Source organism: Pseudomonas sp. GW456-12-1-14-TSB6 (assembly GCF_059424205.1).
The window spans coordinates 1-26,351 of record NZ_JBWKZE010000022.1; the positions used below are offsets into that span (position 1 = coordinate 1).

Below are 26,351 nucleotides of genomic sequence, written 5' to 3' on the forward strand. Positions count from 1 at the left end.
ATGCATGCGGCTTCGCCGCACGGTCGCTGCGCTCCCACCCCCGGATAAATCCCTCCACTCAGCCTTCCGATGGGGCCGGCAGGTCAAGAGCGGTACTCGAGCTAACGCTCATTGTGTTGAGTGGTGGGAAGCGAGAAGCAAATGCGGACTGCTTTTGCTTTGATCGTTCCCACGCTCCGCGTGGGAATGCCGCTCGGGACGCTCCGCGTTCCATTTTCGGATGTTTGGAAACGTGTCGGGTGTACCGATTGTTTTGATCGTTCCCACGCTCCGCGTGGGAATGCCGCCCGGGACGCTCCGCGTTCCATTTTCGAATGTTTAAAAGTTGTGTCTGTTTCGGCGATCCTTCCCACAACGTTTTCAGGTTGTCCGTCGGAAGCACGCTCTCTAGTCTTTGGCTGTCGCTGCCAATTCAGCGAACAGGCGTGGAAACCTGATTTCAAGTAGTTGCAAAGCATCTCCCCGTAATCGTTGCCGATGTCTTCTTTCGTCTGCAAACTGCGTCGCGGCGGCTGTGCGCAGGCAGACTTCGGTCTGGCCGGTTGCCTACTTATCGGTTTTCCACCCTGCGTACAGCTGCCACCTCTTGTCGTGTGGAAACGACAAGGGATGGCTCCATTGCCAAGTAGGAGTTTTTCATGGACAAACTGATACCCGACCCACCCCTCGAATCACCCACCCCACTCGAAGAGGCCATGCGCGCCGAAGACCTCGCCCGTAACCGCGAAGCCATCAAACGCGCCCTCGACTACTACCTCTGCCCCAACCCCACCAAGCCGCGCCCGAGCACGATGTATATGGTCACTCCCAACGTCGACACCGAAAGCCTGCTGGCCAATGCCTGCGAGTCCCTGGCGTCGGCCAGTACCATCGCCAGCAATTTCGCCAATGAGCTTTCCGGCCCGCAGCGCAGTACGGCGTTGGGAATCCAGCAGATCATCATGCTGGCGGAGCTGGCGGTGAACCGGGCGCTGGATCGGGTTGATCCGCAAACGTGATCCGCTAGTCGAAGAGTCCCGAAAAGGAACCGGTCGTACCCTTTTGGGGGCTCTTTAAACTCCGCTCACGCAGGTATACTGCGCGCCTTCGCGGCTCATCCACCGGGCCGGACTTTTTTGCTTCGCGGAGCTTTCATGACTTCCCCAATCGACAACGCTGTGAGCGATGTCCCGGCAGAGCTGGCCGAGGCCGGTGAATCCAAGCCGACCATTCCTGCGTTCAAGTTTCCGTTCAAGCCAGGTGAGCTGGCAGCTGCCAAAGCGGCCAAGCAGCCGCAGTTCAAGGGCAAAGACGGTGATCGTCACGCCAAGATTCCGGGTGTGGCGCCTTCGGGTACTCGCCGTTCGATGGGCAAGCGCTGATTCAATCCCGCCTCGGCCGTCGCTGTGATTTTCGGTCACAGTGATGGCTAATTGCTCAGTTCCTGAGCCAGATCAACGTTTAACCAGTGAGTGCGCTTAGAGTCAGCAGCCCTGCCGACTCTTTCCAATACAACGAGCGCGCTTTCCATGAAGATCAATCTCCCGGTGACCGGGCGCAATGTCGATGTTGCGCCGGATGCGAACATTCTCTCGACCACCGATCTGACCAGCGCGATCACCTACGCCAACGACGACTTCATCAGGATCAGCGGTTACAGCCGCGACGAGCTGCTGGGTGCGCCGCACAATTTGCTGCGTCATCCGGACATGCCGGCGCAGGCGTTTGCCCATATGTGGCAGACGCTCAAGGGTGGGCGGTCGTGGATGGGGCTGGTGAAGAATCGTTGCAAGAACGGTGATCATTACTGGGTCAGTGCCTATGTCACGCCGGTCACGCAGAACGGTGCGGCGGTGGAGTATCAGTCGGTGCGCACGCGGCCGGATGCGCGGCAGATTGCGGCGGCGGAGCGGGCGTATGCGCAGTTGCGCGAGGGGCGGATGGCGCGGTGGCAGTGGCTGCCGAGCCTGAGTTTGCGGGCGAAGATCATGGCGTTGACCAGTTCGGTGCTGGCGCTGGTGCTGGGGATTGAAGCCTGGCTGCGGCCGGAGTCTCTGGGCATCGAAGCCGCTGCGCTGGTAGCCGGCAGTGGTGCGTGTGCGCTGGGCGTGGGTTGGTTATTGCGGCCGCTGGAGCGTCTGACCGAGCGTGCGCGGTTGATTGCCGACAACCCCTTGAGCCAGGGCATTTATACCGGGCGGCGGGATCAGTTCGGGCAGATCGAGTTTGCCTTGCAGATGCTTGAAGCGCAGGTCGGCGCGGTGGTGGGGCGGATCGGCGATGCGTCGCAGCGGCTGGCCGGGCATGCGGCGCAATTGGTGGATCATCTGCACAGCAGTCACACCAGCACCTTGGCGCAGCAGGCGGAAACCGATCAGGTGGCGGCGGCGATTCATCAAATGGCGGCCAGTGTGGCCGAGGTGGCCAGCCATGCGCAGCAGGCGTCGGTGGCGGCGGATATGGCGGGGACGGAAACCCGTGAGGGTCATCTGCTGGTGGGCGAGAGTCGCAGTGCGGTGTTGCGGCTGGCCGAGGAGTTGGGGCGGGCGACCGAGGTGATTCATCAGCTCGAAGGCCACAGCAGCGAGATTTCCGGGGTGCTGGAGGTGATTCGCAGCATCGCCGAGCAGACCAATCTGCTGGCGCTCAACGCCGCAATCGAAGCGGCGCGGGCCGGGGATGCCGGGCGTGGGTTTGCGGTGGTCGCTGATGAGGTGCGTGGCCTGGCCCAGCGCACTCAGCAGTCGACCAATGAGATTCAAAGGATGATCAGCACCCTGCAAAACGGCGCGCGGGATGCGGTGCTGGTGATGCAGCAGAGCAGCGAGCATGTGGATAACAGCGTCGAACAGGCGCAGCGTGCGGCCCGGGCCCTGGACGGGATCAGCGGGCGGGTCGAACAGATTACCGAGATGAGCCTGCAGATTGCGGCAGCGGTCGAAGAGCAGAGCGCGGTGAGCGAGGACATCAACCGCAACATCGTCAGTATTCGCACGGCGTGCGAGCTGACGGTGGATGAGGGGCGCCAGAGCCAGCTCAACTCACAGGATGTGGCGGGGCTGGCGGGGGATTTGCGTTCGCTGGCGCGGGAGTTCTGGGGACGGCGGCAGGGCGCTTAGGCCGCCCGCAACGAAATGAATGCGTAAGTCTGCGGCGGCTCGGACACCACCTGTGCCCCGGCCGCCCGCACTTGCCCGGCAATGTCGTCGCCGGAGACATGGAACAGCCATTCACTGGAAACTTCGCTCAATGGCTGCGCCGTGACCTGATCGATCACCGAGGCGAACGCGCCCATGTCCGGCAGGTACGCGGTAAACCCGTCGCCCTTGAGCGCGGTGGTGCGGATGCCGAGCAGGCCGCAGATCGCGTCCTTGATCCGGATGTCGTCGCGATCGGCCTGACGGGAGCGCTGGATCAGCGTCACCAGTTCCTGATCCACCAGTTCGCCGCCGACGATCAACTGCGGCCCTTGCTCCCACGATTCTGGCGGGCAGTCCTTGGCGGCAGGGTTCAGCGCAATGTGCGGATTGATTTCGGCGGGATAGATGCGACACACCAGCGGTCGACGCTCGTAGATGCGGCACAGCTTGTCTGCGTCAAGATTCCGGCAGGGGCCGACGTTGTAGGCGGCGAAAGTGATCGCCACATGGGCGTCGGACATTCCGCTGCGGACAACTGCCGAACGGCGTTGCGCATGCTCGCGCTGCTGCTCCGGCAGCCCAAGGCCGTTGGCAAGAAACGCCTCCACCAGCACGATCACCTGACCGCCGTCGGCCGCCCACATTCGGGCTTCGGCCAGGGTCAGGGGCACATGGTGATCGGTGCAGCATTTGCCGCAGCCTACGCAGGAAAAGGTCGTATTCATTGAGCGGGCAATCTTCAATCAGGGTTTGAATCGGCGACATAAAGCCGCCGTACAGGCCCGAAGTGAAGCAAGTTGTGCGCCATTCGCTCAGGGTTTGGCGGTGGGGCGGATCGAGTCCCATTCGGTGACGAATGCGGATTTCGACTTTTTGTTGTAGAGACACAGCTCGGTGCCTTGCTGGCCCTTCATGTGTTTTTGCGGGTACTGGCCTTGCAGCAACAGCGCCGTGTAGCCGACACGGTCATCGAATTGCGCGGCGTTGCCGACCGGTTTGGCGTTTTTCAGGCCGCTGGCCTTGGTGCAGCTGGCGAGCACGGTTTTGTCGTAGGCCGCCCAGGCGTCGGGGCTGGAGGCGTGGGCCAACGGGGCGATGAGGCAAAGTACGGAGAGGGCGAGGCGTTTCATGGTTCGGGCATCCTTGGAAGTTGATCGCCAAGGTTGGAGTATGCCGCAGGATTTTAGTTTGTCAGTCCGGCACCCATTCCCGGCGAACCACATACATTCCAGACCTTTCGTACAAGCGTTGCGCTCGCCGGTTGTCTTCCAGCACCTTCAGGTCGACAAACCCTTCGCGTCGATCCTGAAACGCCTTGAACGCATGAAGCAGCAACGCCCGACCCAATCCACGTCCCTGGGCGCGAGGGTGCACCACCAGATTCTTGATGTAGGAACTGGTCCAGCATTGCGCCACGCCAATGACGCCTTCGGCATCGCTGGCGATGAAACACAGTGCCGGATCGTATTCCGGGTCGTTTTCAAACTGTTTTTGCCACACATCCAGCGCCGGCACCCGACCACCGCCTTCGCGGTAGCCGATCTGCATCAGTTCATGCACGGCGGATGCGCGTTCGGCGCTGTAGGTCGTGAGTTCGATGCCGTTCGGCCATTCGATGGTCGGCACGTCCTGGCTCAGATCGCGCCGCATCAGAAAACAGAACGTCTCGCTCAAGACTCAGTGACCCTGGGCTGCGACGTGTTTGGCCGCTTCGATCAGGCAGTGGGTCAGCTCGGGCGAGGAGAACTTGGTCAGCACGCCGTTGGCGCCGGCAAGGCGGGCCTTTTCGCTGTTCATCGCGCTGTCGAGCGAGGTGTGCAGCAGCACGTAGAGGTGGGCGAAGTCCGGGGTTTCGCGCAGGGTACGGGTGAAGGCGTAACCGTCCATCTCGGACATTTCGATGTCGGAGACGATCAGGTTGATCTGCTGCGCCGTACCTTGCAGGTCCAGGAGGCAGTCGATGGCTTCCTTGGCACTGCGCGCGGTGTGGCATTGCAGGCCGAGGTTGCGCAGGGTGTGCACCGATTGCTGCAGCGCCACCTGACTGTCGTCGACCACCAGGATCCGCGCGTTACCCAGCACTTCGGCGTCTTCCATGCTCAGCTCGGTCGGGGCCATTTCGATCTGTGCCGGGGCGATGCCGTGGATGACTTTTTCAATGTCCAGCACCTGCACCAGCGTGCCGTCCACCGAAGTCACGCCGGTAATGTAGGCGCGCGAACCGCCGGAACCGAACGGCGGCGGTTTGATGTCGGTGGTCAGGCAATGCACGATCTTGCTCACCGCCTGCACATGCAGACCCTGTTTCGAACGGCTGACGTCAGTGACGATCAGGCAGCCGCCGTTCGGGTCTTCCAGCGGCCGCTCGCCGATGGCGCGGCTCAGGTCGATCACCGACAGCGAAGCACCGCGCAGGGTGGCGATGCCTTTGACGTGCGGGTGCGACTCCGGCAGCTTGGTCAGCGGCGGGCAGGGGATGATTTCACTGACCTTCAGCAGGTTGATCGCCATCAGCTTGCCGCTGCGCAAGGTAAACAGCAGAAGCGAAAGTGAATCTGCGCGGGCTTTGTTGGAAGACATAAAAACCTTCTGTGGAGAAAGGTGAGCGGCGATCGCACGGATCGCCAGCAAGTATCGATGCCGGGTTATCGACTTGTAACCGGCAGGCTTTAGGGATTCCGGCGCCAATCCGACGGCGGGACTTTTATTTCATCCCCAACCGCTTCGCCATCCGCCCCAGATTCGCCCGGTCCAGCCCCAGCTCCCGCGCCGCACTGGCCCAGTTGTCCCGATTGCGCTCAAGCGCTGCACTGATCAACTGCCGCTGATACTGCTCGGTGGCGGTGCGCAGGTCGCCGCTGATCAACGGCTGGAGGGTGGCTGCTTCGGACGGCGCCGATGAGTTATCCACAACCTCGCGCGGCAGATCGAGATCCAGCGCACTGAGGCTGAGAATCTTCGGCCGCACCTTGCAGTTGCCCAGCGCCTTCAGTGCGCTGCGTCCGATCAAGTGTTCCAGTTCCCGCACATTACCCGGCCAGGTGTAGGCCAGCAGCGCCTCCTGGGCGTCGCTGTTCAGACGCAGGCTGTTGAGGCCCATGCGCGAGCGGTTCTGTTCCAGGAAATAACCGCTGAGCAACAACACATCGCGGCCCCGGTCACGCAGCGCCGGCACTCGCAACGGGTAGACGCTGAGGCGATGGTAGAAGTCGGCGCGGTAGCGGCCGCTGCGCACTTCTTCGGCCAGGTCGCGGTTGGTCGCGGCGATCAGGCGCACGTCGACCTGATGCTCCTTGTCCGAACCCAGACGCTGCAACTGGCCGCTCTGCAAAACCCGCAACAGCTTGGCCTGGACGGTCAACGACAACTCGCCGACTTCATCGAGAAACAGCGTGCCGCCGTTGGCCAGTTCGAACTTGCCGCGCCGGTCGCTGGTGGCGCCAGTGAAGGCGCCGCGCACGTGGCCGAACAGTTCGCTTTCCACCAGCGTGTCCGGCAGGGCCGCGCAGTTGAGGCTGATGATCGGTTTGTCGGCGCGCTTGGAGGCAGCGTGGATCGCCTGGGCCACCAGTTCCTTGCCGACTCCGGTTTCGCCAGTGATCAACACGGTCAGGTCGCTGCCGCCGACCAGATTGATTTCTTCCACCAGTCGTTTATGCGCCTTGCTCTGGCCGATCATTTCGCGGTTCTGCTGGCCGCTGGCCTGGCGATAGACCTCGGCGCGCTGGTGTTCGTCTTCGGCGCGGATCGCCAGACGTTCGATGCGTTCGGCGGCATTCACAGTGGCCGATGCGAGACTGGCGAAGGCTTGCAAGGCATCGAGTTCGATAGGTTCGAAGCGTTCGGGATCGAGGGCGTCGAGGGTAATCAGGCCCCAGAGTTTTTCATCGACGAACAACGGACAGCCGAGGCAGTCGTGAACTTCGAGGTGGTCGTCGAGACCGTCGACCAGTCCGTCGTACGGATCGGGCAGATCGCTGTCGGCGGCAAAACGGGTCGGTCCTTCACCGGCCAGCAGCACTTCAAAGCGCGGGTGTTCGCTGACCTTGAAGCGGCGACCGAGGGTGTCGGTACTCAAACCGTCCACGGCCAGCGGCACCAGCCATTCACCATCTAGGCGCAGCAGTGCGGCGGCATCGCAGGGCAGCAGGGCGCGCATGGCTTCGAGCAGGCGCCGATAGCGCTCGCCTTCTGGCAGTTCGCGGGACAGGTCGGAGACCAGTGGGAGCAGGGCGGTGAGCAATGATTTGGCGGACATGGGCTTGTAGTCAAAGAGACACGTTGTAGTCGAAGCGACTATAGAGGTGCTTGTGTCGATCTGACTACATAATTTTCAAGCTGTTGATTTATATAGAAAAAATAGTTGGCACGAATACTGGAATGGATAAGGCACTTTTAGAAAAAGCTCAGGAGTCACCCTTATGCTTAGCGTCCAGGATCGAGCCATCGTCAAATCCACTGTGCCTCTGCTGGAAAGCGGCGGTGAAGCGCTGATCACCCACTTCTACCGCATGATGCTCTCCGAGTACCCGGAGGTTCGCCCGCTGTTCAACCAGGCTCACCAAGCCAGCGGTGACCAGCCTCGCGCCTTGGCCAACGGCGTGTTGATGTACGCCCGTCACATCGATCAACTCGACCAGTTGGGCGATCTGGTGGCCAAGATCATCAACAAGCACGTTGCGCTGCAAATCCTGCCGGAGCACTACCCGATCGTTGGCACCTGCCTGCTGCGCGCCATCTCCGAAGTGCTCGGCGAAGAAATCGCCACCCCGCAAGTGATGAGTGCCTGGGGCGCGGCCTACGGTCAGTTGGCCGAGATCCTGATCGGCGCCGAAACCGCCATTTATGACCAGAAAGAGCAAGCCGTCGGCGGCTGGCGCGGGGCGCGGGAGTTCATTGTCGCGGCCAAGGTCGAGGAGAGTGCGGAAATCACCTCGTTCTACTTCGAACCGGCGGACAAGGGCCCGATTCTCGCAGCCGAGCCAGGCCAATACATCGGCATGAAGCTGATCCTCGACGGCGAAGAAATCCGCCGCAACTACTCGCTGTCGGCCCTGGCCAACAAAGGCCAGTACCGCATCAGCGTCAAGCGTGAACCGGGTGGTCGAGCTTCCAATTATTTGCACGATCAGTTGCATGTCGGTTCCAGCATCCAACTGTTCCCGCCATCGGGCGAATTCACCCTGACCGCCAGTGATAAACCGCTGGTGCTAATCAGCGGCGGCGTCGGTATCACGCCGACGCTGGCGATGCTGGAAGCGGCGCTGGAAACCGAGCGTCCGGTGTACTTCATTCACAGTGCGCGCAACGGCAGCGTGCATGCGTTCCGTGACTGGATCGACGGGCTGGCCGCGCGCCATCCGCAGCTCAAGCGCTTCTATTGCTACGCCGAAGATGACGGCGTGAGCCCGGCGGCGGACAAGGTCGGGTTGTTGAGCGAGGAGCAACTGGGCGAGTGGCTGCCGGCGGAGCGTGATGTGGACGCTTACTTCCTTGGGCCGAAAGGTTTCATGGGGGCGATCAAGCGTCACCTGAAGGCCCTGGGTGTGCCGGAGAAGCAGAGCCGGTATGAGTTCTTCGGGCCGGCTGCTGCTCTGGAATAATCCGGAACCGGGTTGCCCTCATTCGCGAGCAGGCTCGCTCCCACATTGAAATGCATTCAAATATGGGAGCGAGCCTACTCGCGATTGGCCGTTACACGGCCCTGATTCTTAAATTCTGTTTAAAGGTTAATCGTTTCTTAACCGGTTTATCGTTTATTCCCCGATGCTGATGATAGGCGCTCGTTCGTTTACATGATCAGGATCGTCCCCATGTCGCACTTCGCCTCTTCCCGTCGTTTCAGCCTGGCCACTTTGGGCCTGTCGGTTGTCTTGCTGTCCAGTCCATTCGCGTTCGCCGAATCCGCGTTGATCCAGCCGCAGACCCTGATCGTCGATCAGAGCCTGCCCAAGGCCAAGCGTGATGCGATGGAACTGGCGGCGCGGCGTTATGGCAGTTTCTGGAACACGGGCGAAGAGGCGTTGGCCACCGCTGCCCTGTCGCCGCAGTTCGTCGACAAGACCCCGCCGGAAGGCCGGGTACAGGGGCCGACCGGGCCGCTGCTGGCGTCGAAGTTCTTTCGCACGGCGGTGCCGGACTTGAGCTGCGAGATCGAGCAAATGATCGTCGCCGGGGATCGCGTGGTGGTGCACCTGCACTTTCGCGGGCATTTCACCGGCACGTTCAAGGCTCTCAAAGGGCAGGGCCAGCGTGTAGACTTCCGGGCAACCGATATTTATCAGATCGACAACGGTCGCATCGCGGCCAATTGGCATATCGAAGACAACATCAGCCTGATGGCGCAACTGCAAGCGCAGCCGCCGGCCAGCTGAACCATGGACATGAAAGGGAAACGCGATGAGCGAGGAAACGATTCGATTGGGACGTGAGCGGCGCTATCTGGTGTTGCTGGGCATCATCTGCCTGGCGCTGATCGGTGGCGCACTGTACATGCAGATCGTGCTGGGCGAGGCGCCGTGCCCGCTGTGCATCCTGCAGCGTTATGCGTTACTGCTGATTGCGTTGTTCGCGTTCATCGGCGCGGCCATGCGCACCCGGCGCAGCATCACCGTGTTCGAGGTGCTGGTGGTGATTTGTGCCATCGCCGGCGCTGGTGTCGCCGGGCATCACGTGTACACCCAGTTCTATCCGGCGGTGAGCTGCGGCATCGATGTGTTGCAGCCGATCGTCGATGACCTGCCGCTGGCGAAGATCTTCCCGCTGGGCTTCCAGGTCGACGGTTTCTGCTCGACGCCGTACCCGCCGATCCTCGGCCTGTCGCTGGCGCAATGGGCGCTGGTGGCCTTCGTGCTGGTGGTGATCCTGGTGCCGCTGCTGACCTCGCGTAACCGAAAAGCGTTGCGCTGAATCAACTTTTCGGCGCGTGCGCCGATAAACCAAACGCCTCGATTTGCGGTGACGCAGATCGAGGCGTTTTGCATTTCAGGGTCTGTGTGAAAACACCGTGACGAACGGCAAGGAAGGGTGCGACAGGTGTGCGACATGTTGTCACACACGCCCTGTCGCAGCGCGTTTCACAGGTCCGGATTGGAGTGCTGTTACAAAAAAGGATTGGTCTGTTTCAGCGTTTTTCGGTTTTTGCACGCGTGTGCCGGATCAGGCAGTTTTAACAGACTCGGGCAGATGGCCAAAAGCCTTGGCATATCGGGCTTTGCGCGGATCGCGCCGTGGGAAAAAGCTTTCGGAGCTGTCTGAACTGAGGCCGATAGACCTACATTTTTTGGTGTTTTTGTTGAGAATCGATTTCGATAACATGGGCCACTTTTGCAAAAAAAGCGATGGATTGTTGCTCAGAACGATAAAAATTATTTCGGGATAAGACATGGTGTATAGGGCGCTACCTATCTACAATCGCCCGCACTGAATTCCCGGCACTGTTCAGCCTTTATTAAAGAGCGAGCAGGAAGTCGGGTGTCGGGCAGCCGAGAGGCTTGCGAGACACCCAGGTGTCGGTGCCTTTCCAACTTTCCGCACCAAATGGAATTGGTCTGTAACAAGGCCTTTGACCACGAATTCGAATAAGAACTGACCGCTGTCCCAGGTTTTGTCGAGCGTCTGACGCGCGACGGGCGGCCCTTATTCAATCCAAAGAAAATGCCAACCCTTGGCAGGGTGAAGTGTTGGCGATCAAAACCCAACTGCATTGCGCAAGCTGCTTTAGAGGTCGTGAGATGAGTAAAAACAGGTACCCCAGATTACTAGGCCTAGTGCCGCTGCTCGGCACGTTGTTGCTGGGAGGCTGCAACATGACCTTGCTCAATCCAACGGGCCAGGTCGGCCTGGAACAGCGCAACCTGATCATCACCGCCACGCTGCTGATGCTGTTGGTCGTTGTGCCGGTCATCGTCATGACCTTCCTGTTCGCCTGGAAGTACCGCGCCTCCAACAAGAACGCCGTCTACACCCCGAAATGGTCGCACTCGACCAAGATCGAAGTGGCAGTCTGGACCATCCCGGTCCTGATCATCATTGCCCTGGGTTACATCACCTACAAGTCGACCCACTCGCTGGATCCGTATCGTCCGATCGAATCCGACGTCAAGCCGGTGACCATCGAAGTGGTCGCGCTGGACTGGAAGTGGCTGTTCATCTACCCGGAACAAGGCATCGCCACGGTCAACAAGATCGTGTTCCCGGCGCACACGCCAGTTAACTTCCGGATCACTTCGGACGCGGTGATGAACTCGTTCTTCATCCCGGGCCTGGGCGGCCAGATCTACGCGATGGCGGGCATGACCACCAAGCTGCACCTGATCGCTGACCGCAACGCTGAAATGGACGGTATCTCCGCCAACTACAGCGGCGCTGGTTTCACCGGTATGAAATTCAAAGCGATCGCAACTTCTCAGGAAGATTTCGACGCCTGGGTAAGTGAAGTCAAGAAGGCACCTAAACAGCTTGAAGCCGCTGAATACGCAGCCCTTGCCAAGCCAAGCCAGAACAATCCAGTCGAGCTCTACTCCTCGGTCACGCCGAACCTGTTCCAGACCATCGTCGACAAGTACGAAGGCATGAAACCAGGCAAGCCGCTGAAGCACGAGAAGAAAGAGAAAGAAGTGGCGGCAACGGATATGGACTCGAATTCGCATTCAGCTGCCGGGGCAGAGGAGTAAACGATGTTTGGTAAATTAAGTTGGGAAGCGATCCCTTTCCACGAGCCGATCGTGATGGTCACCATCTCGATGATCGCGCTCGGTGGTCTGGCGTTGTTCGCTGCAATCACCTACTTCAAGAAGTGGACTTACCTGTGGACCGAGTGGCTGACGTCGGTCGACCACAAGAAAATCGGCGTGATGTACATCATCGTCGCCATGGTCATGCTGCTGCGCGGTTTTGCCGACGCCATCATGATGCGTACCCAGCTGGCCATGGCCACCGAGGGTTCGCCTGGCTACCTGCCACCTGAACACTATGACCAGATCTTCACCGCTCACGGTGTGATCATGATCATCTTCATGGCGATGCCATTCTTCACCGGCCTGATGAACCTTGCAGTGCCGCTGCAGATCGGCGCGCGTGACGTTGCGTTCCCGTTCCTGAACTCCCTGAGCTTCTGGCTGCTGGTGTCCGGCGTCGTGCTGATCAACCTGTCCCTGGGCGTCGGCGAATTCGCCAAGACCGGCTGGGTTGCCTATCCACCGCTGTCGGGTCTGCAATACAGCCCTGGCGTGGGGATGGACTACTACATCTGGGCGCTACAGCTATCGGGTCTGGGTACAACGTTAACCGGGGTTAACTTCCTCGCGACCGTGCTGAAAATGCGTACCCCTGGCATGAAACTGATGGACATGCCGATCTTCACCTGGACCTGCACCTGGGCAAACGTCCTGATCGTGGCTTCGTTCCCGATCCTGACCGCTACCCTGGCACTGCTGACCCTTGACCGTTACATGGATTTCCACATTTTCACCAATGAACTTGGTGGCAATCCAATGATGTACGTCAACCTGTTCTGGGCATGGGGCCACCCTGAGGTTTACATCCTGATCCTGCCGGCATTCGGCATTTTCTCGGAAGTCATCTCGGCCTTCACCGGCAAGAAACTGTTCGGCCACCACTCGATGATCTACGCCTCGGGCGCGATCTCGGTACTGGGCTTCATGGTTTGGCTGCACCACTTCTTCACCATGGGTTCGGGTGCCAGCGTCAACGCCTTCTTCGGTCTGGCGACGATGCTGATTTCCATCCCGACGGGTGTGAAACTGTTCAACTGGCTGTTCACCATCTACCAGGGCCGTCTGCGCTTCACCAGCCAGGTTCTGTGGACCCTGGGCTTCATGGTGACCTTCGCCATCGGCGGCATGACCGGCGTACTGCTGGCCATCCCGGGTGCTGACTTCGTTCTGCACAACAGCCTGTTCGTGATCGCTCACTTCCACAACGTGATCATCGGCGGCGCGGTATTCGGCTACATCGCAGGTTTCGGCTTCTACTTCCCGAAAGCGTTCGGCTTCAAGCTGCACGAAGGCTGGGGTAAAGCAGCGTTCTGGTTCTGGATCTCGGGCTTCTTCGTCGCGTTCATGCCGCTCTACGCTCTGGGCTTCATGGGCATGACCCGTCGTCTGAACGCCACCACCAACCCTGAGTGGGTACCGTACCTGTACGTTGCCATGTTCGGTGCGGTGATGATCGCTGTGGGTATCGCCTGCCAGCTGATCCAGCTGTACGTGTCGGTGCGTGACCGCAACAAGCCGGAAAACATGTGCGAACACGGTGACCCGTGGAATGCCCATACCCTGGAATGGTCGACCTCGTCGCCACCTCCGTTCTACAACTTCGCTGTACTGCCAAAGGCAGACTGCATCGATCCGTTCACCGAGGCCAAGGAAAACGGTACCGCGTACAAGGCCCCGGCCAAGTACGAACCGATCCACATGCCGAACAACACTGCCACTGGCGTGGTGATGGGCGCACTGCTGACCGTGTTCGGTTTCGCGATGATCTGGCACATCTGGTGGTTGGCGATCGCCAGCCTGGCCGGCACTGTCATCTACTTCGTGATCCACGCAGCACGTGACGATCAGGGCTACATGGTGCCGGTTGAAACGATCGAGCGCATCGAAGCCGAGCAGCACAAGCGTCTGGTAGCGGCCGGGAAGATCCCTGCTTCCGCAACCCGTGTTGAAACCAAGTTGGAACAGGCTTAAACAATGTCGAACTTAGTGACCAATGCTGGACACGCCCATGGTCATGACCATGGGCACGATGACCATCACCACGACTCGGGCGAGATGACCGTATACGGTTTCTGGCTCTACCTGATGACCGACTGCATTCTGTTTGCGTCGATCTTCGCGGTGTACGCGGTACTGGTAAACAACGTCGCCGGTGGCCCGTCGGGCCACGACATCTTCGAACTGCCATACGTGCTGGGCGAAACCGCTCTGCTGTTGTTCAGTTCGATCACCTACGGCTTCGCCATGCTGGCGTTGTACAAGGGTAAAAAGCAGCAGGTTCTGGGCTGGTTGTTCATGACCTTCCTGCTCGGCGCAGGCTTCATCGCCATGGAGATCAACGAGTTCCACCTGCTGATCTCCGAGGGCTTCGGTCCTAGCCGTTCGGGCTTCCTGTCGGCGTTCTTCACGCTGGTCGGTACCCACGGTCTGCACGTGTCCGCCGGTCTGATCTGGATGGGCATCATGATGTACCAGGTCAACAAGCACGGCCTGACGGCGACCAACAAGACCCGTCTTAGCTGCCTGAGCCTGTTCTGGCACTTCCTGGACGTGGTGTGGATCTGCGTATTCACCGTTGTTTACCTGATGGGGACCCTGTAATGGCTAATGCACACTCCCATGACAGCCATGATGCTGGCCACGGCAGCGTAAAGTCGTACGCCATCGGCTTCATCCTGTCGGTAATCCTGACCGTCATCCCGTTCGGCCTGGTGATGTTCCCGACCCTGCCGAAGTCGACGACGCTGGCAATCGTCCTGCTGTTCGCCGTGATCCAGGTGATCGTTCACCTGTATTACTTCCTGCACCTGGACCGTTCCATCGCTCAACGTAACAACGTGATTGCGTTCGTCTTTACGGCCATCGTGATCGTGCTGCTGGTCGGTCTGTCGCTGTGGATCATGTTCAGCATCCACACCTACATGATGGCGAAGTGAGGTAAACCCGATGTCGCTCAAGCACTTTATCCAAATCACCAAACCGGGGATCATTTTCGGTAACGTGCTTTCTGTGGCAGGCGGGTTCTTCCTGGCCTCGAAAGGGCATGTCGATCTGGCCGTGTTTCTGGCAGCCATGATCGGCACTTCCCTGGTCGTGGCCTCCGGTTGCGTGTTCAACAACTGCATCGACCGCGACATCGACCTGAAGATGGAACGCACCAAGAACCGGGTGCTGGTCCAGGGCTTGATCTCCCTGAAACTGGCCCTGGTCTATGCGACCGTCCTGGGTGTCGCCGGCGTTGCGTTGCTGTACAAGGTGGCCAACCCGTTGGCTGCCCTGTTCGCCGTGATCGGCTTCATCATCTACGTCGGCTTCTACAGCCTGTACCTCAAGCGCAAGTCGGTTCACGGCACGCTGGTGGGCAGTCTGTCGGGCGCCATGCCGCCGGTGATCGGTTACGTGGCCGTGACCAACAGCTTCGACATGGCCGCGCTGACCCTGCTGGTGATGTTCAGCCTGTGGCAGATGCCGCATTCCTACGCCATCGCGATCTTCCGCTTCAACGATTACCTGGCCGCATCGATTCCGGTGCTGCCAGTGAAGCGCGGAATCCAGGTGGCCAAGAAGCACATCCTGCTCTACATCCTGGCCTTCCTCGTGGCGACCTTGATGCTGACCTTCAGCGGTTACGCCGGCATGAGCTACCTCGCCGTCGCCGCGGCCATGGGCATGTACTGGCTGTACATGGCCTGGACCGGCTACAAGGCGGTGGATGACACGGTCTGGGCACGCAAGCTGTTCGTGTTCTCGATCTTCACCATCACCGCGTTGAGCGTCATGATGTCCCTGGACTTCAAGGTGCCGACCGAGCTGCTGCTGACGTACGCGCCGTAAGGTTCGAACGTTGTACGAGAAACCCCGTTCATCGAGAGATGAGCGGGGTTTTTTGTTGCTCGGATGATGGATAAACGACGTCCTTTGTCGCGAACAGACTCTCTCCCAAAAGGGTGGGGTAATCAGCCATTCCCTCGAAACGACTAGCTAGAAATCGACAGGTTGCGATCAACAGGCAAAAGCCCTAGATTCGGATCCAACTTCATGCATCGATCAAGAGGCTGGGCGAAATGACTGAGAGGATGACCTGCGACGAGCGCTTCATTGCCCTGGCAAAAGAGCTGAACTACGACATCAATGGCGAGAACACGGTGGGTGGCAATTACGCGCCGTTGATCCGTCATCGCGATGAGATCTACATCAGCGGCATGGTGCCGCGCACCGAGGGCAGGATTCAGTATCCAGGGCGAGTGGGGCAGGAGTTGACGCTCAAGGATGCGCAGGCCGCGGCGAGCATCAGTGCGATGCGGTGTCTGGCCTTTATCGTCGATGCAGTCGGTTCGCTGGACAAGGTCAGGGCGTTGTTGCGGGTCACGGTGTACGTGAAGTCCACGCCGGATTTTGTCGATCTCAGCGAAGTCGCCAACGGCGCCTCGGACGTATTCAGTTATGTGTTGGGCGATGTCGGGCGCCATACCCGCACTACCGTCGGCGTCTATCAGTTGCCGAAGAACGCAGCCATCGAAGTCGACATGATTGCCGCCGTGCATCCATCGGCATAACCGCCAATCTGCGGACAACAAAAAGCCCCGCCTGACATTCAGAGCGGGGCTTTTTCGTCAGCGCCGGTGTTACTGGGCGGCGATGCTGTAACCGTCGAACGCGGTCTGCTGTTGCAGGGCGGTGATGATGTTCTTGCGGTTGATCGCGTGCTCGGTGCCGGCGTTGTCGACGAAGGTTTCGCCTTCGATTTCCGCCTCGTCGCCTTCGCCGACGAAGGTGAAACCGAGGAATTCAAGCGCCTCGCGATCCACGCTCAGACGCGAACGCGGTGTGCGCATTGGCAGGGTCACGCTGATGCCGTCCTTGCTGATGCTGAACACTTCGACGTCTTTCTTGGCGCGTGCGGCCTTGCTCTTGCCGCCGCTCGGGTTGCTGATCGCCTGATGGGTCTGGTTCAGAACCTTGAGGGCCAGCCCGTAGACGATTTCCTGGAACGCCGGATCGTCCTTGAAGCTGGACAGGATGCGGCTGATCGGGAATTTGCTGCTCAGATCTTCGAGGGCAGCGATGTCGGCAGCCTCAGCGTCCTTCAGGCGCTTGAGTTCGCCCATCAGCTCATAGGCCTGGTCGTCATCGAAGCGGTCGTGTGCCTGACGGATCGCGGCGCGCAGTTCGCGGATTTGATCGCTCTCGCGGCTCGACTGGAACGCGTCCAGCACCATCTCGCTGATGATCTTCGCCTGTGGGATATGTTGTGAAAGATTGATGGAGTTTTCGTATTCCGCTTTGGACGACAGAGTGACTACGGATTCAGCGGTGTTGAAATCGGACATTGAAATTTCACTACTTTTTTAACTTGAGATGAGACGAGAAAGCGCTGGGGGCTTTTTCAGGCCGACTAATTTAGGGGAGCGCAGCGGCGTTGTCACGGAGCAAGGGGCCGTTGGTGCCGATTATTTGTCCGGATGATTTGTGTTGAGCAACCTGGCACCGCGAGCGCTCTGCCTTATTCATTGGCGATGGCATTCCTCGGCAACCGCCGGGACGCCAGTGCACGCAGTGTCCAGTAGAGCTTCAACGAGCGGGTGCCGATCAGGCCGCCCAGGAACCCCGAAATAATCGACTTGATCAACAGCATGTCCGGGGAGGCGGAACGCTCCGGATGCACGTCATGCTGGTAATTGAAGTAGTAGTTCGCAGAAAAGAACATCAGGTACATGATCAGGATTTTTACCGTGCCCGGCATGATCAGCCCTTTCGCAGAGTCGTCGAGCACCACGCCCCGGCGGGAGAACACCAGCCAGGCCGAGAGACCGCCCAGCAACAGCGCGCCGAGCCAGGTGCTGAAAAACAAGGCCGGGTTGATCGACAGGTTCAGGGAGTACAGCGACCACGCCAAAAACGCCGGGGGTGTTATCAGCATAGAGGCACGGCTTTCGCGGCGGGGAGAGAACGCCTTTATACCGAAACAAACCACCAGCAGAAAAATCAGGTAAACCCGTATCGGAGTGTTTTGCAGAATTGTGAGCATTGCGCAGCATCCATGCTGGAAAAGGAGGAGGGTGGAGCATAGCCGGGGTCACAGTAACCGTCGGCTATTTCAGCCGCAAACGCTCCATCGCGATCACCGACGTTTCAAACCCCAGGCTGCCAAAAAACGCTTCCGCACCTTCGCGCCCGGCACGCAGAACCCAGGTAATGTCGCTGTTGTCGCCCATCACATGTTCGACCAGCGCCCGCCCGATGCCCGCGCGCCGATGTTGCCCGTCGACCACGACCATCGACAGGTAACCGTTGGACAAGCCATCGGTAATGCCACGGGCGAAACCGACAATCTGCTGGCCGCTCAATGCCACAGCGGTGCGCTGAGAGTTCTCAACAAGCTGTGCGAAATGTTCGGCGGTGCCGGTGCGATGAGCCCAGCCGTGCCGCTCGAGAAACTGCCTTGCCGCCTCCACTTCCGTGGGCATGAGGTCGCGTATTGAAATGTCTTTGTTCATTTGTTCATCCCGTCCCTGGTGTATTTCCAACAGTAGTCGCGTTGCCTACGGCCTGCCCCACATCTGCATGGCGAACTCGACAAAGCGACGCAGTTTCGGCAGCCGATAGCGATCCGGCGCGTAGAGCAGATGCATCGGGCGATTCGGCGGCTGATAGTCCGGCATCACGACGACTAGTCTGCCGTCGCGCAGGTCCTGTTCCACCAGTGCATCCGGCAGCATTACGATGCCCATGCCGGTGCGCGCGGCCTGATGCAGGCCGGCGGAGCTGTTGATCAGCATCGGGCCTTTGACGTCGACCATGATTTCTCCGTCCGGGCCGCTGAGGCGCCACTGTTTTTCCACCGATTGCCAGTCATCGCCGGCGGGGTAGGCGAAGGACAGACAGTCGTGTTGGCGCAGTTCCTCAGGCGTGAGCGGCATGCCGCGTCGGGCTACATATTCCGGGGAGGCGCAGACGGTCAGGGTGTAGTCGATCAGCGGGCGGGCGATCAGGTTGGACTGGTCGAAGTGGCCCAGTCGGAAGGCCACGTCGAGACCGCTTTCCAGCAGATCCGGACGGCGGTTGGTCAGGATCACGTCGAGTTTGACCTGCGGACATTGCAGGGAAAACTCACTGAGCGCCGGGGCCAGACGTTCGACGCCAAAGGTCAGCGGCGCGGTCACCCGCAGGATGCCGCGCGGTTCATCCAGCGTCTGTTCGGCGAGGCGTTCGGAGTCGGCGACCAGACCGAGCACTTCCAGGCAGCGCTGGTAGTAAACGCTGCCGAACTCGGTCAGCCGCTGGCGGCGGGTGGTGCGTTGCAACAGTTGCACACCGAGCCGGTGCTCCAGCGCCCGCAGGTGATTGCCCACCATGGTCGTGGACATTTCGCACTGCAGCGCGGCCGCCGTCATGCTGCCGGACTCCACAACCTTGACGTACACGCTCATCGACTGGAACAGATCCATTATCAAGCCTGGCTTCTAAATGATTGAAGTTTTGCCGAGTTTATCCAGTTCAGGTGGATAACCATACTGCCAGCACCTCTCACCTCGCTGGAGTTTGCCGACATGACCGCCGCCCTGATGAACACCTATCAACCGCTGGACCTGAGCTTCATCAAGGGCCTGGGCACCCGACTCTGGGATCAGGCGGGCCGCGAGTATCTGGACGCGGTGGCGGGCGTGGCGGTGACCAATGTCGGCCACTCGCACCCGCGCATCGTGTCGGCGATCAGCGAGCAGGCGGGTTTGCTGCTGCACACTTCCAATCTCTACAGCATCGACTGGCAACAATCGCTGGCGCAGAAGCTGACGCGGCTGGCGGGGATGGAGCGGGCGTTCTTCAACAACTCCGGTGCCGAGGCCAATGAAACCGCACTGAAACTGGCGCGTCTGTACGGCTGGCGCAAAGGCATCGAGCAGCCGCTGGTAGTGGTGATGGCCAACGCGTTTCACGGGCGTACCCTCGGCACCTTGTCCGCCAGCGATGGCCCGGCGGTGCGCCTGGGCTTCAATGAGTTGCCCGGGGATTTCGTCAAAGTGCCGTTCGGCGATCTTCAAGCGCTGGAGCAGGTGCAGCGCAAGCATGGCCAGCGGATCGTGGCGATTCTGGTCGAGCCGATCCAGGGCGAAAGCGGCGTGCAACTGGCGCCGCCCGGCTACCTCAAGACCCTGCGCGAGTTGTGCAACCGCCACGCCTGGCTGCTGATGCTCGACGAAATCCAGACCGGTATCGGCCGCACCGGCCGCTGGTTCGCGTTTCAGCACGAAGGCATCTTTCCCGACGTCATGACCCTCGCCAAGGGTCTGGGCAACGGCGTGCCGATTGGCGCCTGCCTGGCACGGGGCCGAGCGGCGGATCTGTTCACCCCCGGCAGCCACGGCAGCACCTTCGGCGGCAATCCACTGGCGTGTCGGGTGGGCTGCACCGTGCTCGAGATTATCGAGGAACAAGGCCTGCTGGAAAATGCCAGGGTCCAGGGCGAGCGCCTGCTGACCCGCTTGCGCGCAGAGCTGGCGGACAATCCGAATGTGCTGGCGATTCGTGGGCAAGGGCTGATGATCGGCATCGAACTGAAACAGCCGGTCCGCGACCTGACATTGATTGCTGCACGGGATCATGGACTGCTGATCAACGTCACTCGGGGCAAGACGATCCGGCTACTGCCGCCGCTGACGATTGATGAGCGGGAGGTGGGGATGATTGTCAGAGGGGTTGGCCGTTCCCTGAGCCATGTCTGATCCCTCGGTCAGTAGTGAAATCTGCAAGTTATGACGCAGATTTCGCCGTCTACGATCGCGTAGACCAAGCGATGCTCGGCAGTTATCCGCCGTGACCAGAAGCCGCTCATGTTGTGCTTGAGCGGCTCCGGTTTGCCCAAGCCTTCAAAGGGTTGGCGCTGGATCGCTTTGATCAAAAGATTGATTCGTTTGAGACCGGCCTTATCGTTTTGTTGAAACCATAAGTAGTCTTCCCAGCCCGTTGGCGTGAACTGGATTTTCATTCTTCAATCAGTTGCCTGACTTTGGCTTTTCCAGCGCGCATTTCGCCAATTGATTTGATCAAGCGCTCGGCATTGGCCGGAGAACGCAGCAGATAAGCCGTTTCTTCCAGCGCGTTGTATTCGGCCAGAGACATCATCACTACAGGCTCGCCTTTTTGGCGGGTTACCAGAAGCGGGGCGCAGTCTTCATTCACGCGATCCATGGTTTCAGCCAAGTGCGCACGAGCTGTGGTGTAGTTGATAGTGTCCATGTTGTAGTCCTCGCTTGATGCAAAGAACGTACAGAAATGAGTACAGGATGACAAGGCGATACCTATCAGTGGTTGTGCCACAGACGGGCTGCCTGCGGTGTGCTGAGTATCACCGAAGTCTCGTCGAGACGTTTCTGGGTCTTCTGTAAGCTGATTCCGACGAGCCTGCGATCCCTCTCACGGTCTACGTGAGATTTTTCTAATCAGGGTAGTCCGACAAATCCGGCGCCAGCATCCGGGTCTTCGGTGCGCCATTCGAGTTGTGCTGGATGATGTCTTTCGGCTGCCCCTGTTGATTGAAAAACACCTGACCAATCCCCGCCGAGTTCCACAACCGTTCACCCGCTTCGGCGTGTTCCGGCACGTACGGGACGATGCGCATGCTGCGGCGTTTGGTCAGCCAGTTGAGTGGCGAGCGCGGTGAATAGAGCCAGCGGTTGAGACGGTCGAACCATTCCAGCAGGGTAGGCGGGAATTCGTTCTTGATGCCGCTGCTGGTTATCTGCCAGATGCGCGGGCCGGCCTTGCGGTGTCGGATCAGGACTTCGTAGACGAAGGAATAATGCACGTCGCCTGACAGCACCACGTAACTGCCCGGTGTACGCGAGTGTCGGAAAATGTTCAGGATCACCTGGGCCGCGCCGCGATGGGCCATCCAGTTTTCCGCGTCCACCAGCAGCGGATAACCGCACCAGCTGAATACTCGCTGCACGGTTTCGATCAGCTTCACGCCGAAGATCGGTGCCGGCGAAACGATGATCGCTGAAGGATGGTCGAGCAGTTCCTGCTGCAGTTCGCTCAAGGCTTCCCAGTCCAGCAAACCCGACGGTTGCTTGAGCGCCATTTCGCTGCGCCAGCGTCGGGTTCGGGTGTCGAGCACCACCAGCGCCGGGCTGGTCGGCAAGACGAAATGCCATTGTTGAAAGCGCAGCAGTTCCTCAATCAATTCGTCCTGCACGGGAGCGTCGAGATAGCGGTCATCACCGCTGGCGCTCAGGCCTCGGGTTTTCTCCAGTACAGCGCTGAATGCATCCGGATTGTTGCCCCAGCCCTGACACAGCATGTAGGCGATCAGCGCGTTGCCGATGATGCGTTTGGAGAATGGGTGGCCGTAGGCCGTTTCCTCCCATTGTGCGGACAGGTTCCAGTCGTCGGTGATGTCGTGGTCATCGAAGATCATCAGGCTCGGCAAATGCGCCAAGGCCCGGGCCACCTGGCCGAGGCCGGCCTTGAACCCGTCGATGCGGGTCTGTTCGAGGGCATAGCGCTTGAGGCGGTCAGGCGTCAGTGCTGGCGGCTGCGGATTGACCAGTGCCCAGGGCGTAGGCGACCACACCAGCAAATACATAGCCATGACTTCGGCAAACGTCACGAGGTGATTGTCGGCGCTGCTGCTGGTGAAAATCGGCTTGCGTGCACCGCCGAAGAAACGCTCGCGCAGTGTCTCGTTGCTCTCGAGTGCCGGCAGTAAATCCGCGCGGTGGTAGTAGCTGGCGGGGTGTTCGTAAAGTTTCGCGCTGTCGCTGACCACCGCGCCTTCGAGGTGTTCACCGAACAGGCCGAGGCGCTCGATCAGGGCATGAATCGCCCGCAACATCGGGCCGGCAACGTCGTCGGCGTAAACCTGATCGCCGCTCATCATCAACAGGGCGGGACGTTGCTGCGGATCGGTTTCGGCGGCCAGCAACCGGTCAACACAGAGCAGGCCGTCGGCGGCCGGGTGATGGGGTTTGCGGCAGGAACCGTGGAGCAACTGGTCGATGCGCGAACGCAGGACGAAGTTCGGGCAGGTGGCGTCGTCGTAGAGCAGGTGTGGCGCCCATTCGGCGATGGGCTGCAAGCCATCGATCAACAGGTCGTAGTCGATGCGGGTGTCGCAGGGCAGGGCGGTTTCCAGCGGAACGTCGATCAGGTGAACAAACGCCCGGGTGCCTACCGGAATGACCGTGCATTTCCCGGCATCCAGTGGAATGTCTCCTACGCCTTGCAGGCGCAAGGTCAGCGACAGCTCGCGGCTGCCCACCAGCCAAAGCACTAAGCGCGTTGGTTCCAGTCGGCGCAGCAGTGGCCCGGCCAGAACAGCAGGCAACGGGCTCAGGTCATCGGGTATCGGAGGCATCGGGGGAAAAGCTCAAGGCGCACAGGCCGACGATGATAGCGCAGCCGGCGCCTCGAACTCTTAAACCGGGCTTAAGAGCCTGCTTTTTCCAGCTTCAGTGCCAGCAGGCGCCATTCGGCAGGTGTCGCGTCGACGCTTGGCTGTTCCTGTACGGAACAGTCGAAGCGGTACGTCACATCGTCGCCATTCATGTTCCGCGCGGTGACGGTGTTGCTGAAGGAGTAAACCTGATCCTTGAAGCGCTGCGGCGTGAGGCTTTTGCTGTCAGCAAACCGGGCAGAGGCGGGGAAGCGCAAGGTGCTGGTCACGAACGGGCTGCACATGACATACGCGAGCATCGATTTGTCGCCCTGGGCGTCGGCGCGCAGTTTTTTGCTCAGCGCCGTCAGGGCCTTGCGCCCCTCATCATCACTCTGGTCGATCACGGATTGCACCGACATCGACTTCGGCGCGCGACTGGCATAGTTCGGCAACAACGCGGAATCCGCTGGAGAGGGCTTGTTGTCCGGCTCGATAGCGGCAAACACCGGCGCATCTTTCTGCGCAGCAGGGCTTGCAACCGCCTCGGCTTCCGGCAGCAACGAGGTCGGCTCGGCTTCCTGCTGTGCCACGACGTTTTCGGTCTGCGCGGATTCGTAGCGATGCGCCGACGGGAACAGTGAAAAAGTGATCGCCAGCACCACCATCGAAACAATGAAACCGCCCGCGACACCGACCAGGTTGGCGTAAAACAGATTCCAGCTGCCGCGGTTTTTCACCACCCAGCGCCACATGAAACCCCAGGCCGCGACAAATGCCAGAAAACGCAGAAACTCCATTCGATCCTTTCCTTTTAACCTTTCGCAAAACCCGGAACACGACGGGGGCGTCAAGATACCAAACCTGGTGCATCGCGCCATCAACGCGTCGATCGTTACTCCATGGCATGGATATTCAGTCAAGCGCCTGGATAGATAAGTCGGGTGGTCAGTAGCAGGGCAATAGCTCCCGCCGCGGTCCCATAGACAGCCCCGATCAGATGACGGAGCAGACTGGACTCAGGTCGCTTGAGCTGTGCGACCCACATCCACATGCCGACCAGTGCTCCCGCGCCGCTCATCACAATCAGCAGGCTGCGCGCCGGAATCGGTGGCATCGCCATATTCGCGCCAGCGAAGATCCACTGGTACAGGATCACAAACACCCAGCCTACGATCCAGCCGCTGATGAAGCCGGCGCAGTTCGCTACCAGCAAATTCCAGCGGCCCCTTTCGCCCACGACCCAGATCCAGGTCACAACGTGGACAAACATGAAAAGCCAAGCGTCCATTGCGATCTTTTTCCTGAAAGACATTTCACTTGAGAGGACGTCAGTGCCTCTATTTTCAATAAGGTCGCAAGATAGCAAAATAGTATCATGGCGCCACTATCTTCATCCTCCCCAACTGAAGTGCCAGATGCCACTGCCGGCATTTCTGTAAGGCCTTACAGTACGTCTTTCAAATAGCCCTTGAGTGCAAGGAGCGGTGCGTCCAACTGCTCCATCGAACGTGCCTGGTTGAAATCGGCGGACAGTTTGTGCAACTCCCGCCCCAACGGCTTTTCCAAACCGCCCAGGGCATCCATCGCCAGCGCCAGACACTCATTCATCTTGAACTGGATCGTCTCGACATCACCCCGGCGCACCAGCAGTTCGAACACGTCTTTCTGATAGTCGCCCATGACCATGTCATCGCGCAGGATCGGGCTCAGGCCTTCTTCCTCGTAGGCGAGTTTCAGGGAGAACAGGGCGACGGTTTCCAGTGACGTTTCCATGTTGTGAACCTGTGTGAGATCTCGCCGGAGGGTCAGCGGCACTTTCCGGCAGACGAAAAAAAAGGTCTTGCTAAGCAAGACCTTTTCTAATTTTGGTGCCCCGAGGGAGACTCGAACTCCCACTCCTTTCGAAAACGGATTTTGAATCCGCCGCGTCTACCAATTCCGCCATCAGGGCTCAATGGCGGCGAAGTATAGAGAGGTGCCTACCGTTGGTCAATCACGTTTCATGGTCAATTTTCGATATTTCCGCTAGACTTTCCGGCCCTGCTAGACGAACCCCATCATGCGCGTTGCTGACTTTACCTTCGAGCTTCCTGATTCGCTGATTGCCCGCCATCCTTTGGCCGAGCGTCGCGGTAGTCGCCTGTTGACCCTGGATGGGGTCAGCGGCGCCCTGGCACACCGTCAATTCACTGATCTGCTGGAGCATTTGCGCCCCGGCGATCTGATGGTGTTCAACAATACCCGGGTGATTCCGGCGCGGCTTTTCGGGCAGAAGGCGTCCGGCGGCAAGCTGGAAATCCTTGTCGAGCGCGTGCTCGATACCCACCGCGTGCTGGCTCATGTGCGTTCCAGCAAGTCGCCGAAACCGGGCTCGAAGATCCTGATCGACGGCGGCGGCGAAGCCGAGATGCTGGCGCGTCACGATGCGCTGTTCGAGCTGGGGTTTGCCGAAGAAGTGCTGCCGCTGCTCGATCGCGTCGGGCACATGCCGTTGCCTCCTTATATAGACCGCCCGGACGAAGGTTCGGATCGCGAGCGCTATCAGACCGTGTATGCCGAGAAGCTCGGCGCGGTGGCGGCACCGACCGCCGGGCTGCATTTCGATCAGACGCTGATGGAAGCGATCGCCGCCAAGGGTGTCGAGACGGCGTTCGTCACGCTGCACGTCGGCGCCGGCACTTTCCAGCCGGTGCGCGTCGAGAAGATCGAAGATCACCACATGCACACCGAGTGGCTGGAAGTCGGTCAGGACGTGGTCGATGCCGTCGCCGCTTGCCGTGAGCGCGGCGGTCGAGTCATCGCTGTCGGCACCACCAGCGTGCGTTCGCTGGAAAGCGCCGCCCGCGATGGCGTACTTAAACCGTTCAGCGGCGACACCGACATCTTTATCTTCCCGGGCCGGCCGTTCCATGTGGTCGATGCGCTGGTCACCAATTTCCATTTGCCTGAATCCACGCTGTTGATGCTGGTTTCGGCCTTCGCCGGTTATCCGGAAACCATGGCTGCCTACAAAGCCGCGGTCGATAACGGATACCGCTTTTTCAGCTACGGTGATGCGATGTTCATCACCCGTAATCCCGCGCCGCGCGGCCCAGAGGAAACAGTATGAGTCGCACC

29 protein-coding genes, 1 tRNA gene and 1 pseudogene are annotated in these 26,351 nt (G+C 59.8%); 15 read left to right on the top strand and 16 right to left on the bottom strand.

The window, feature by feature from the left end; all coding sequences use genetic code 11:
• Positions 1–638 precede the first annotated feature (638 nt).
• The 4 genes and pseudogenes from AC07Y2_RS19760 to AC07Y2_RS19775 all read left to right on the top strand — a co-directional run bounded on the left by AC07Y2_RS19760 (position 639) and on the right by AC07Y2_RS19775 (position 3,098).
• On the top strand, positions 639–998 hold the full coding sequence (locus AC07Y2_RS19760; protein ID WP_011335854.1) for a DUF6124 family protein: 360 nt from the start codon (positions 639–641) through the stop codon (positions 996–998).
• Positions 999–1,133: 135 nt separating this feature from the next.
• A complete protein-coding gene (locus AC07Y2_RS19765) occupies positions 1,134–1,361 on the top strand; it encodes a hypothetical protein (RefSeq protein WP_039765632.1) in 228 nt (75 codons plus the stop codon).
• Between the two features lie 147 nt (positions 1,362–1,508).
• Positions 1,509–1,790, top strand: a pseudogene (locus tag AC07Y2_RS19770) (PAS domain-containing protein); the annotation flags it as partial.
• 207 nt (positions 1,791–1,997) lie between these two features.
• On the top strand, positions 1,998–3,098 hold the full coding sequence (locus AC07Y2_RS19775; RefSeq protein WP_408980484.1) for a methyl-accepting chemotaxis protein: 1,101 nt from the start codon (positions 1,998–2,000) through the stop codon (positions 3,096–3,098).
• Here the strand turns inward: AC07Y2_RS19775 and AC07Y2_RS19780 are convergent.
• The 5 genes from AC07Y2_RS19780 to norR all read right to left on the bottom strand — a co-directional run bounded on the left by AC07Y2_RS19780 (position 3,095) and on the right by norR (position 7,377).
• Positions 3,095–3,844, bottom strand: a complete 750-nt coding sequence (locus AC07Y2_RS19780) for a YkgJ family cysteine cluster protein (RefSeq protein ID WP_103386721.1) — start codon at positions 3,842–3,844, stop codon at positions 3,095–3,097. The two genes, AC07Y2_RS19775 and AC07Y2_RS19780, sit on opposite strands and share 4 nt — an antisense overlap.
• 87 nt (positions 3,845–3,931) lie before the next feature.
• Complete coding sequence (locus AC07Y2_RS19785; protein WP_103386720.1) at positions 3,932–4,249, bottom strand: hypothetical protein; 318 nt, start codon at positions 4,247–4,249, stop codon at positions 3,932–3,934.
• Positions 4,250–4,310: 61 nt separating this feature from the next.
• On the bottom strand, positions 4,311–4,769 hold the full coding sequence (locus AC07Y2_RS19790) for a GNAT family N-acetyltransferase (RefSeq protein WP_103386719.1): 459 nt from the start codon (positions 4,767–4,769) through the stop codon (positions 4,311–4,313).
• A 27-nt stretch (positions 4,770–4,796) separates the two neighbouring features.
• Complete coding sequence (locus AC07Y2_RS19795) at positions 4,797–5,699, bottom strand: chemotaxis protein CheV (RefSeq protein WP_011335848.1); 903 nt, start codon at positions 5,697–5,699, stop codon at positions 4,797–4,799.
• A gap of 124 nt (positions 5,700–5,823) precedes the next feature.
• Entirely contained in the window at positions 5,824–7,377 is a 1,554-nt protein-coding gene (gene norR, locus AC07Y2_RS19800) for a nitric oxide reductase transcriptional regulator NorR (protein WP_103386718.1), read from the bottom strand.
• A 163-nt stretch (positions 7,378–7,540) separates the two neighbouring features.
• On the opposite strand from norR, the gene hmpA reads away from it, so the two are divergent.
• The 9 genes from hmpA to AC07Y2_RS19845 all read left to right on the top strand — a co-directional run bounded on the left by hmpA (position 7,541) and on the right by AC07Y2_RS19845 (position 16,413).
• A complete protein-coding gene (gene hmpA / locus AC07Y2_RS19805) occupies positions 7,541–8,722 on the top strand; it encodes an NO-inducible flavohemoprotein (RefSeq protein WP_074691014.1) in 1,182 nt (393 codons plus the stop codon).
• Between the two features lie 210 nt (positions 8,723–8,932).
• On the top strand, positions 8,933–9,493 hold the full coding sequence (locus tag AC07Y2_RS19810) for an ester cyclase (RefSeq protein WP_039765648.1): 561 nt from the start codon (positions 8,933–8,935) through the stop codon (positions 9,491–9,493).
• Between the two features lie 25 nt (positions 9,494–9,518).
• Positions 9,519–10,028, top strand: a complete 510-nt coding sequence (locus tag AC07Y2_RS19815; RefSeq protein WP_007956723.1) for a disulfide bond formation protein B — start codon at positions 9,519–9,521, stop codon at positions 10,026–10,028.
• A gap of 824 nt (positions 10,029–10,852) precedes the next feature.
• Positions 10,853–11,794 carry a ubiquinol oxidase subunit II gene (gene cyoA, locus AC07Y2_RS19820; protein ID WP_011335843.1) on the top strand — a complete coding sequence of 314 codons (942 nt, stop codon included), beginning with the start codon at positions 10,853–10,855 and terminating at the stop codon, positions 11,792–11,794.
• 3 nt (positions 11,795–11,797) lie between these two features.
• A complete protein-coding gene (gene cyoB, locus AC07Y2_RS19825) occupies positions 11,798–13,828 on the top strand; it encodes a cytochrome o ubiquinol oxidase subunit I (protein ID WP_007956721.1) in 2,031 nt (676 codons plus the stop codon).
• Between the two features lie 3 nt (positions 13,829–13,831).
• Positions 13,832–14,458 carry a cytochrome o ubiquinol oxidase subunit III gene (locus tag AC07Y2_RS19830; protein WP_007956720.1) on the top strand — a complete coding sequence of 209 codons (627 nt, stop codon included), beginning with the start codon at positions 13,832–13,834 and terminating at the stop codon, positions 14,456–14,458.
• Positions 14,458–14,793 (top strand): cytochrome o ubiquinol oxidase subunit IV, encoded by a 336-nt coding sequence (gene cyoD, locus AC07Y2_RS19835; RefSeq protein ID WP_007956718.1) that lies wholly within the window; start codon positions 14,458–14,460, stop codon positions 14,791–14,793. The genes AC07Y2_RS19830 and cyoD overlap by 1 nt, the downstream gene beginning before the upstream one ends.
• Before the next feature lie 10 nt (positions 14,794–14,803).
• Positions 14,804–15,691, top strand: a complete 888-nt coding sequence (cyoE, locus tag AC07Y2_RS19840; protein WP_085668163.1) for a heme o synthase — start codon at positions 14,804–14,806, stop codon at positions 15,689–15,691.
• A gap of 230 nt (positions 15,692–15,921) precedes the next feature.
• Entirely contained in the window at positions 15,922–16,413 is a 492-nt protein-coding gene (locus AC07Y2_RS19845) for a RidA family protein (protein WP_039765654.1), read from the top strand.
• A 69-nt stretch (positions 16,414–16,482) separates the two neighbouring features.
• On the opposite strand, the gene AC07Y2_RS19850 is transcribed toward AC07Y2_RS19845, so the two are convergent.
• From AC07Y2_RS19850 to AC07Y2_RS19865, 4 genes are all read right to left on the bottom strand, one after another.
• The gene (locus AC07Y2_RS19850; RefSeq protein ID WP_039765656.1) at positions 16,483–17,187 is read right to left on the bottom strand and encodes a hypothetical protein; all 705 of its coding nucleotides are present in this window, start codon (positions 17,185–17,187) and stop codon (positions 16,483–16,485) included.
• A 173-nt stretch (positions 17,188–17,360) separates the two neighbouring features.
• Positions 17,361–17,885, bottom strand: coding sequence for a hypothetical protein (locus tag AC07Y2_RS19855; protein ID WP_103386717.1), 525 nt, complete (start codon positions 17,883–17,885; stop codon positions 17,361–17,363).
• A gap of 64 nt (positions 17,886–17,949) precedes the next feature.
• On the bottom strand, positions 17,950–18,354 hold the full coding sequence (locus AC07Y2_RS19860; RefSeq protein ID WP_039765660.1) for a GNAT family N-acetyltransferase: 405 nt from the start codon (positions 18,352–18,354) through the stop codon (positions 17,950–17,952).
• A gap of 45 nt (positions 18,355–18,399) precedes the next feature.
• Positions 18,400–19,305 carry a LysR family transcriptional regulator gene (locus AC07Y2_RS19865; protein WP_039765662.1) on the bottom strand — a complete coding sequence of 302 codons (906 nt, stop codon included), beginning with the start codon at positions 19,303–19,305 and terminating at the stop codon, positions 18,400–18,402.
• Positions 19,306–19,407: 102 nt separating this feature from the next.
• Here AC07Y2_RS19865 and AC07Y2_RS19870 point away from each other — a divergent pair, with 102 nt between their 5' ends.
• Positions 19,408–20,580: an aspartate aminotransferase family protein gene (locus AC07Y2_RS19870; RefSeq protein WP_103386716.1), complete on the top strand. Its 1,173-nt coding sequence runs from the start codon at positions 19,408–19,410 to the stop codon at positions 20,578–20,580.
• A gap of 8 nt (positions 20,581–20,588) precedes the next feature.
• Here AC07Y2_RS19870 and AC07Y2_RS19875 read toward each other — a convergent pair whose 3' ends face one another.
• From AC07Y2_RS19875 to AC07Y2_RS19905, 7 genes are all read right to left on the bottom strand, one after another.
• A complete protein-coding gene (locus tag AC07Y2_RS19875; protein ID WP_011335833.1) occupies positions 20,589–20,843 on the bottom strand; it encodes a Txe/YoeB family addiction module toxin in 255 nt (84 codons plus the stop codon).
• The gene (locus tag AC07Y2_RS19880) at positions 20,840–21,094 is read right to left on the bottom strand and encodes a type II toxin-antitoxin system Phd/YefM family antitoxin (RefSeq protein WP_039765667.1); all 255 of its coding nucleotides are present in this window, start codon (positions 21,092–21,094) and stop codon (positions 20,840–20,842) included. The genes AC07Y2_RS19875 and AC07Y2_RS19880 overlap by 4 nt, the downstream gene beginning before the upstream one ends.
• A gap of 199 nt (positions 21,095–21,293) precedes the next feature.
• Complete coding sequence (locus AC07Y2_RS19885) at positions 21,294–23,213, bottom strand: alkaline phosphatase D family protein (RefSeq protein WP_103386715.1); 1,920 nt, start codon at positions 23,211–23,213, stop codon at positions 21,294–21,296.
• Between the two features lie 71 nt (positions 23,214–23,284).
• The gene (locus tag AC07Y2_RS19890) at positions 23,285–24,031 is read right to left on the bottom strand and encodes a hypothetical protein (RefSeq protein ID WP_103386714.1); all 747 of its coding nucleotides are present in this window, start codon (positions 24,029–24,031) and stop codon (positions 23,285–23,287) included.
• A 119-nt stretch (positions 24,032–24,150) separates the two neighbouring features.
• Entirely contained in the window at positions 24,151–24,522 is a 372-nt protein-coding gene (locus tag AC07Y2_RS19895; RefSeq protein WP_085610938.1) for a hypothetical protein, read from the bottom strand.
• Positions 24,523–24,677: 155 nt separating this feature from the next.
• The gene (locus AC07Y2_RS19900; protein ID WP_085610937.1) at positions 24,678–25,007 is read right to left on the bottom strand and encodes a hypothetical protein; all 330 of its coding nucleotides are present in this window, start codon (positions 25,005–25,007) and stop codon (positions 24,678–24,680) included.
• 93 nt (positions 25,008–25,100) lie between these two features.
• Positions 25,101–25,185 (bottom strand) — tRNA-Leu (locus tag AC07Y2_RS19905).
• A 108-nt stretch (positions 25,186–25,293) separates the two neighbouring features.
• On the opposite strand from AC07Y2_RS19905, the gene queA reads away from it, so the two are divergent.
• Positions 25,294–26,343 (top strand): tRNA preQ1(34) S-adenosylmethionine ribosyltransferase-isomerase QueA, encoded by a 1,050-nt coding sequence (gene queA / locus AC07Y2_RS19910; protein ID WP_064383916.1) that lies wholly within the window; start codon positions 25,294–25,296, stop codon positions 26,341–26,343.
• Positions 26,344–26,351: the final 8 nt, after the last annotated feature.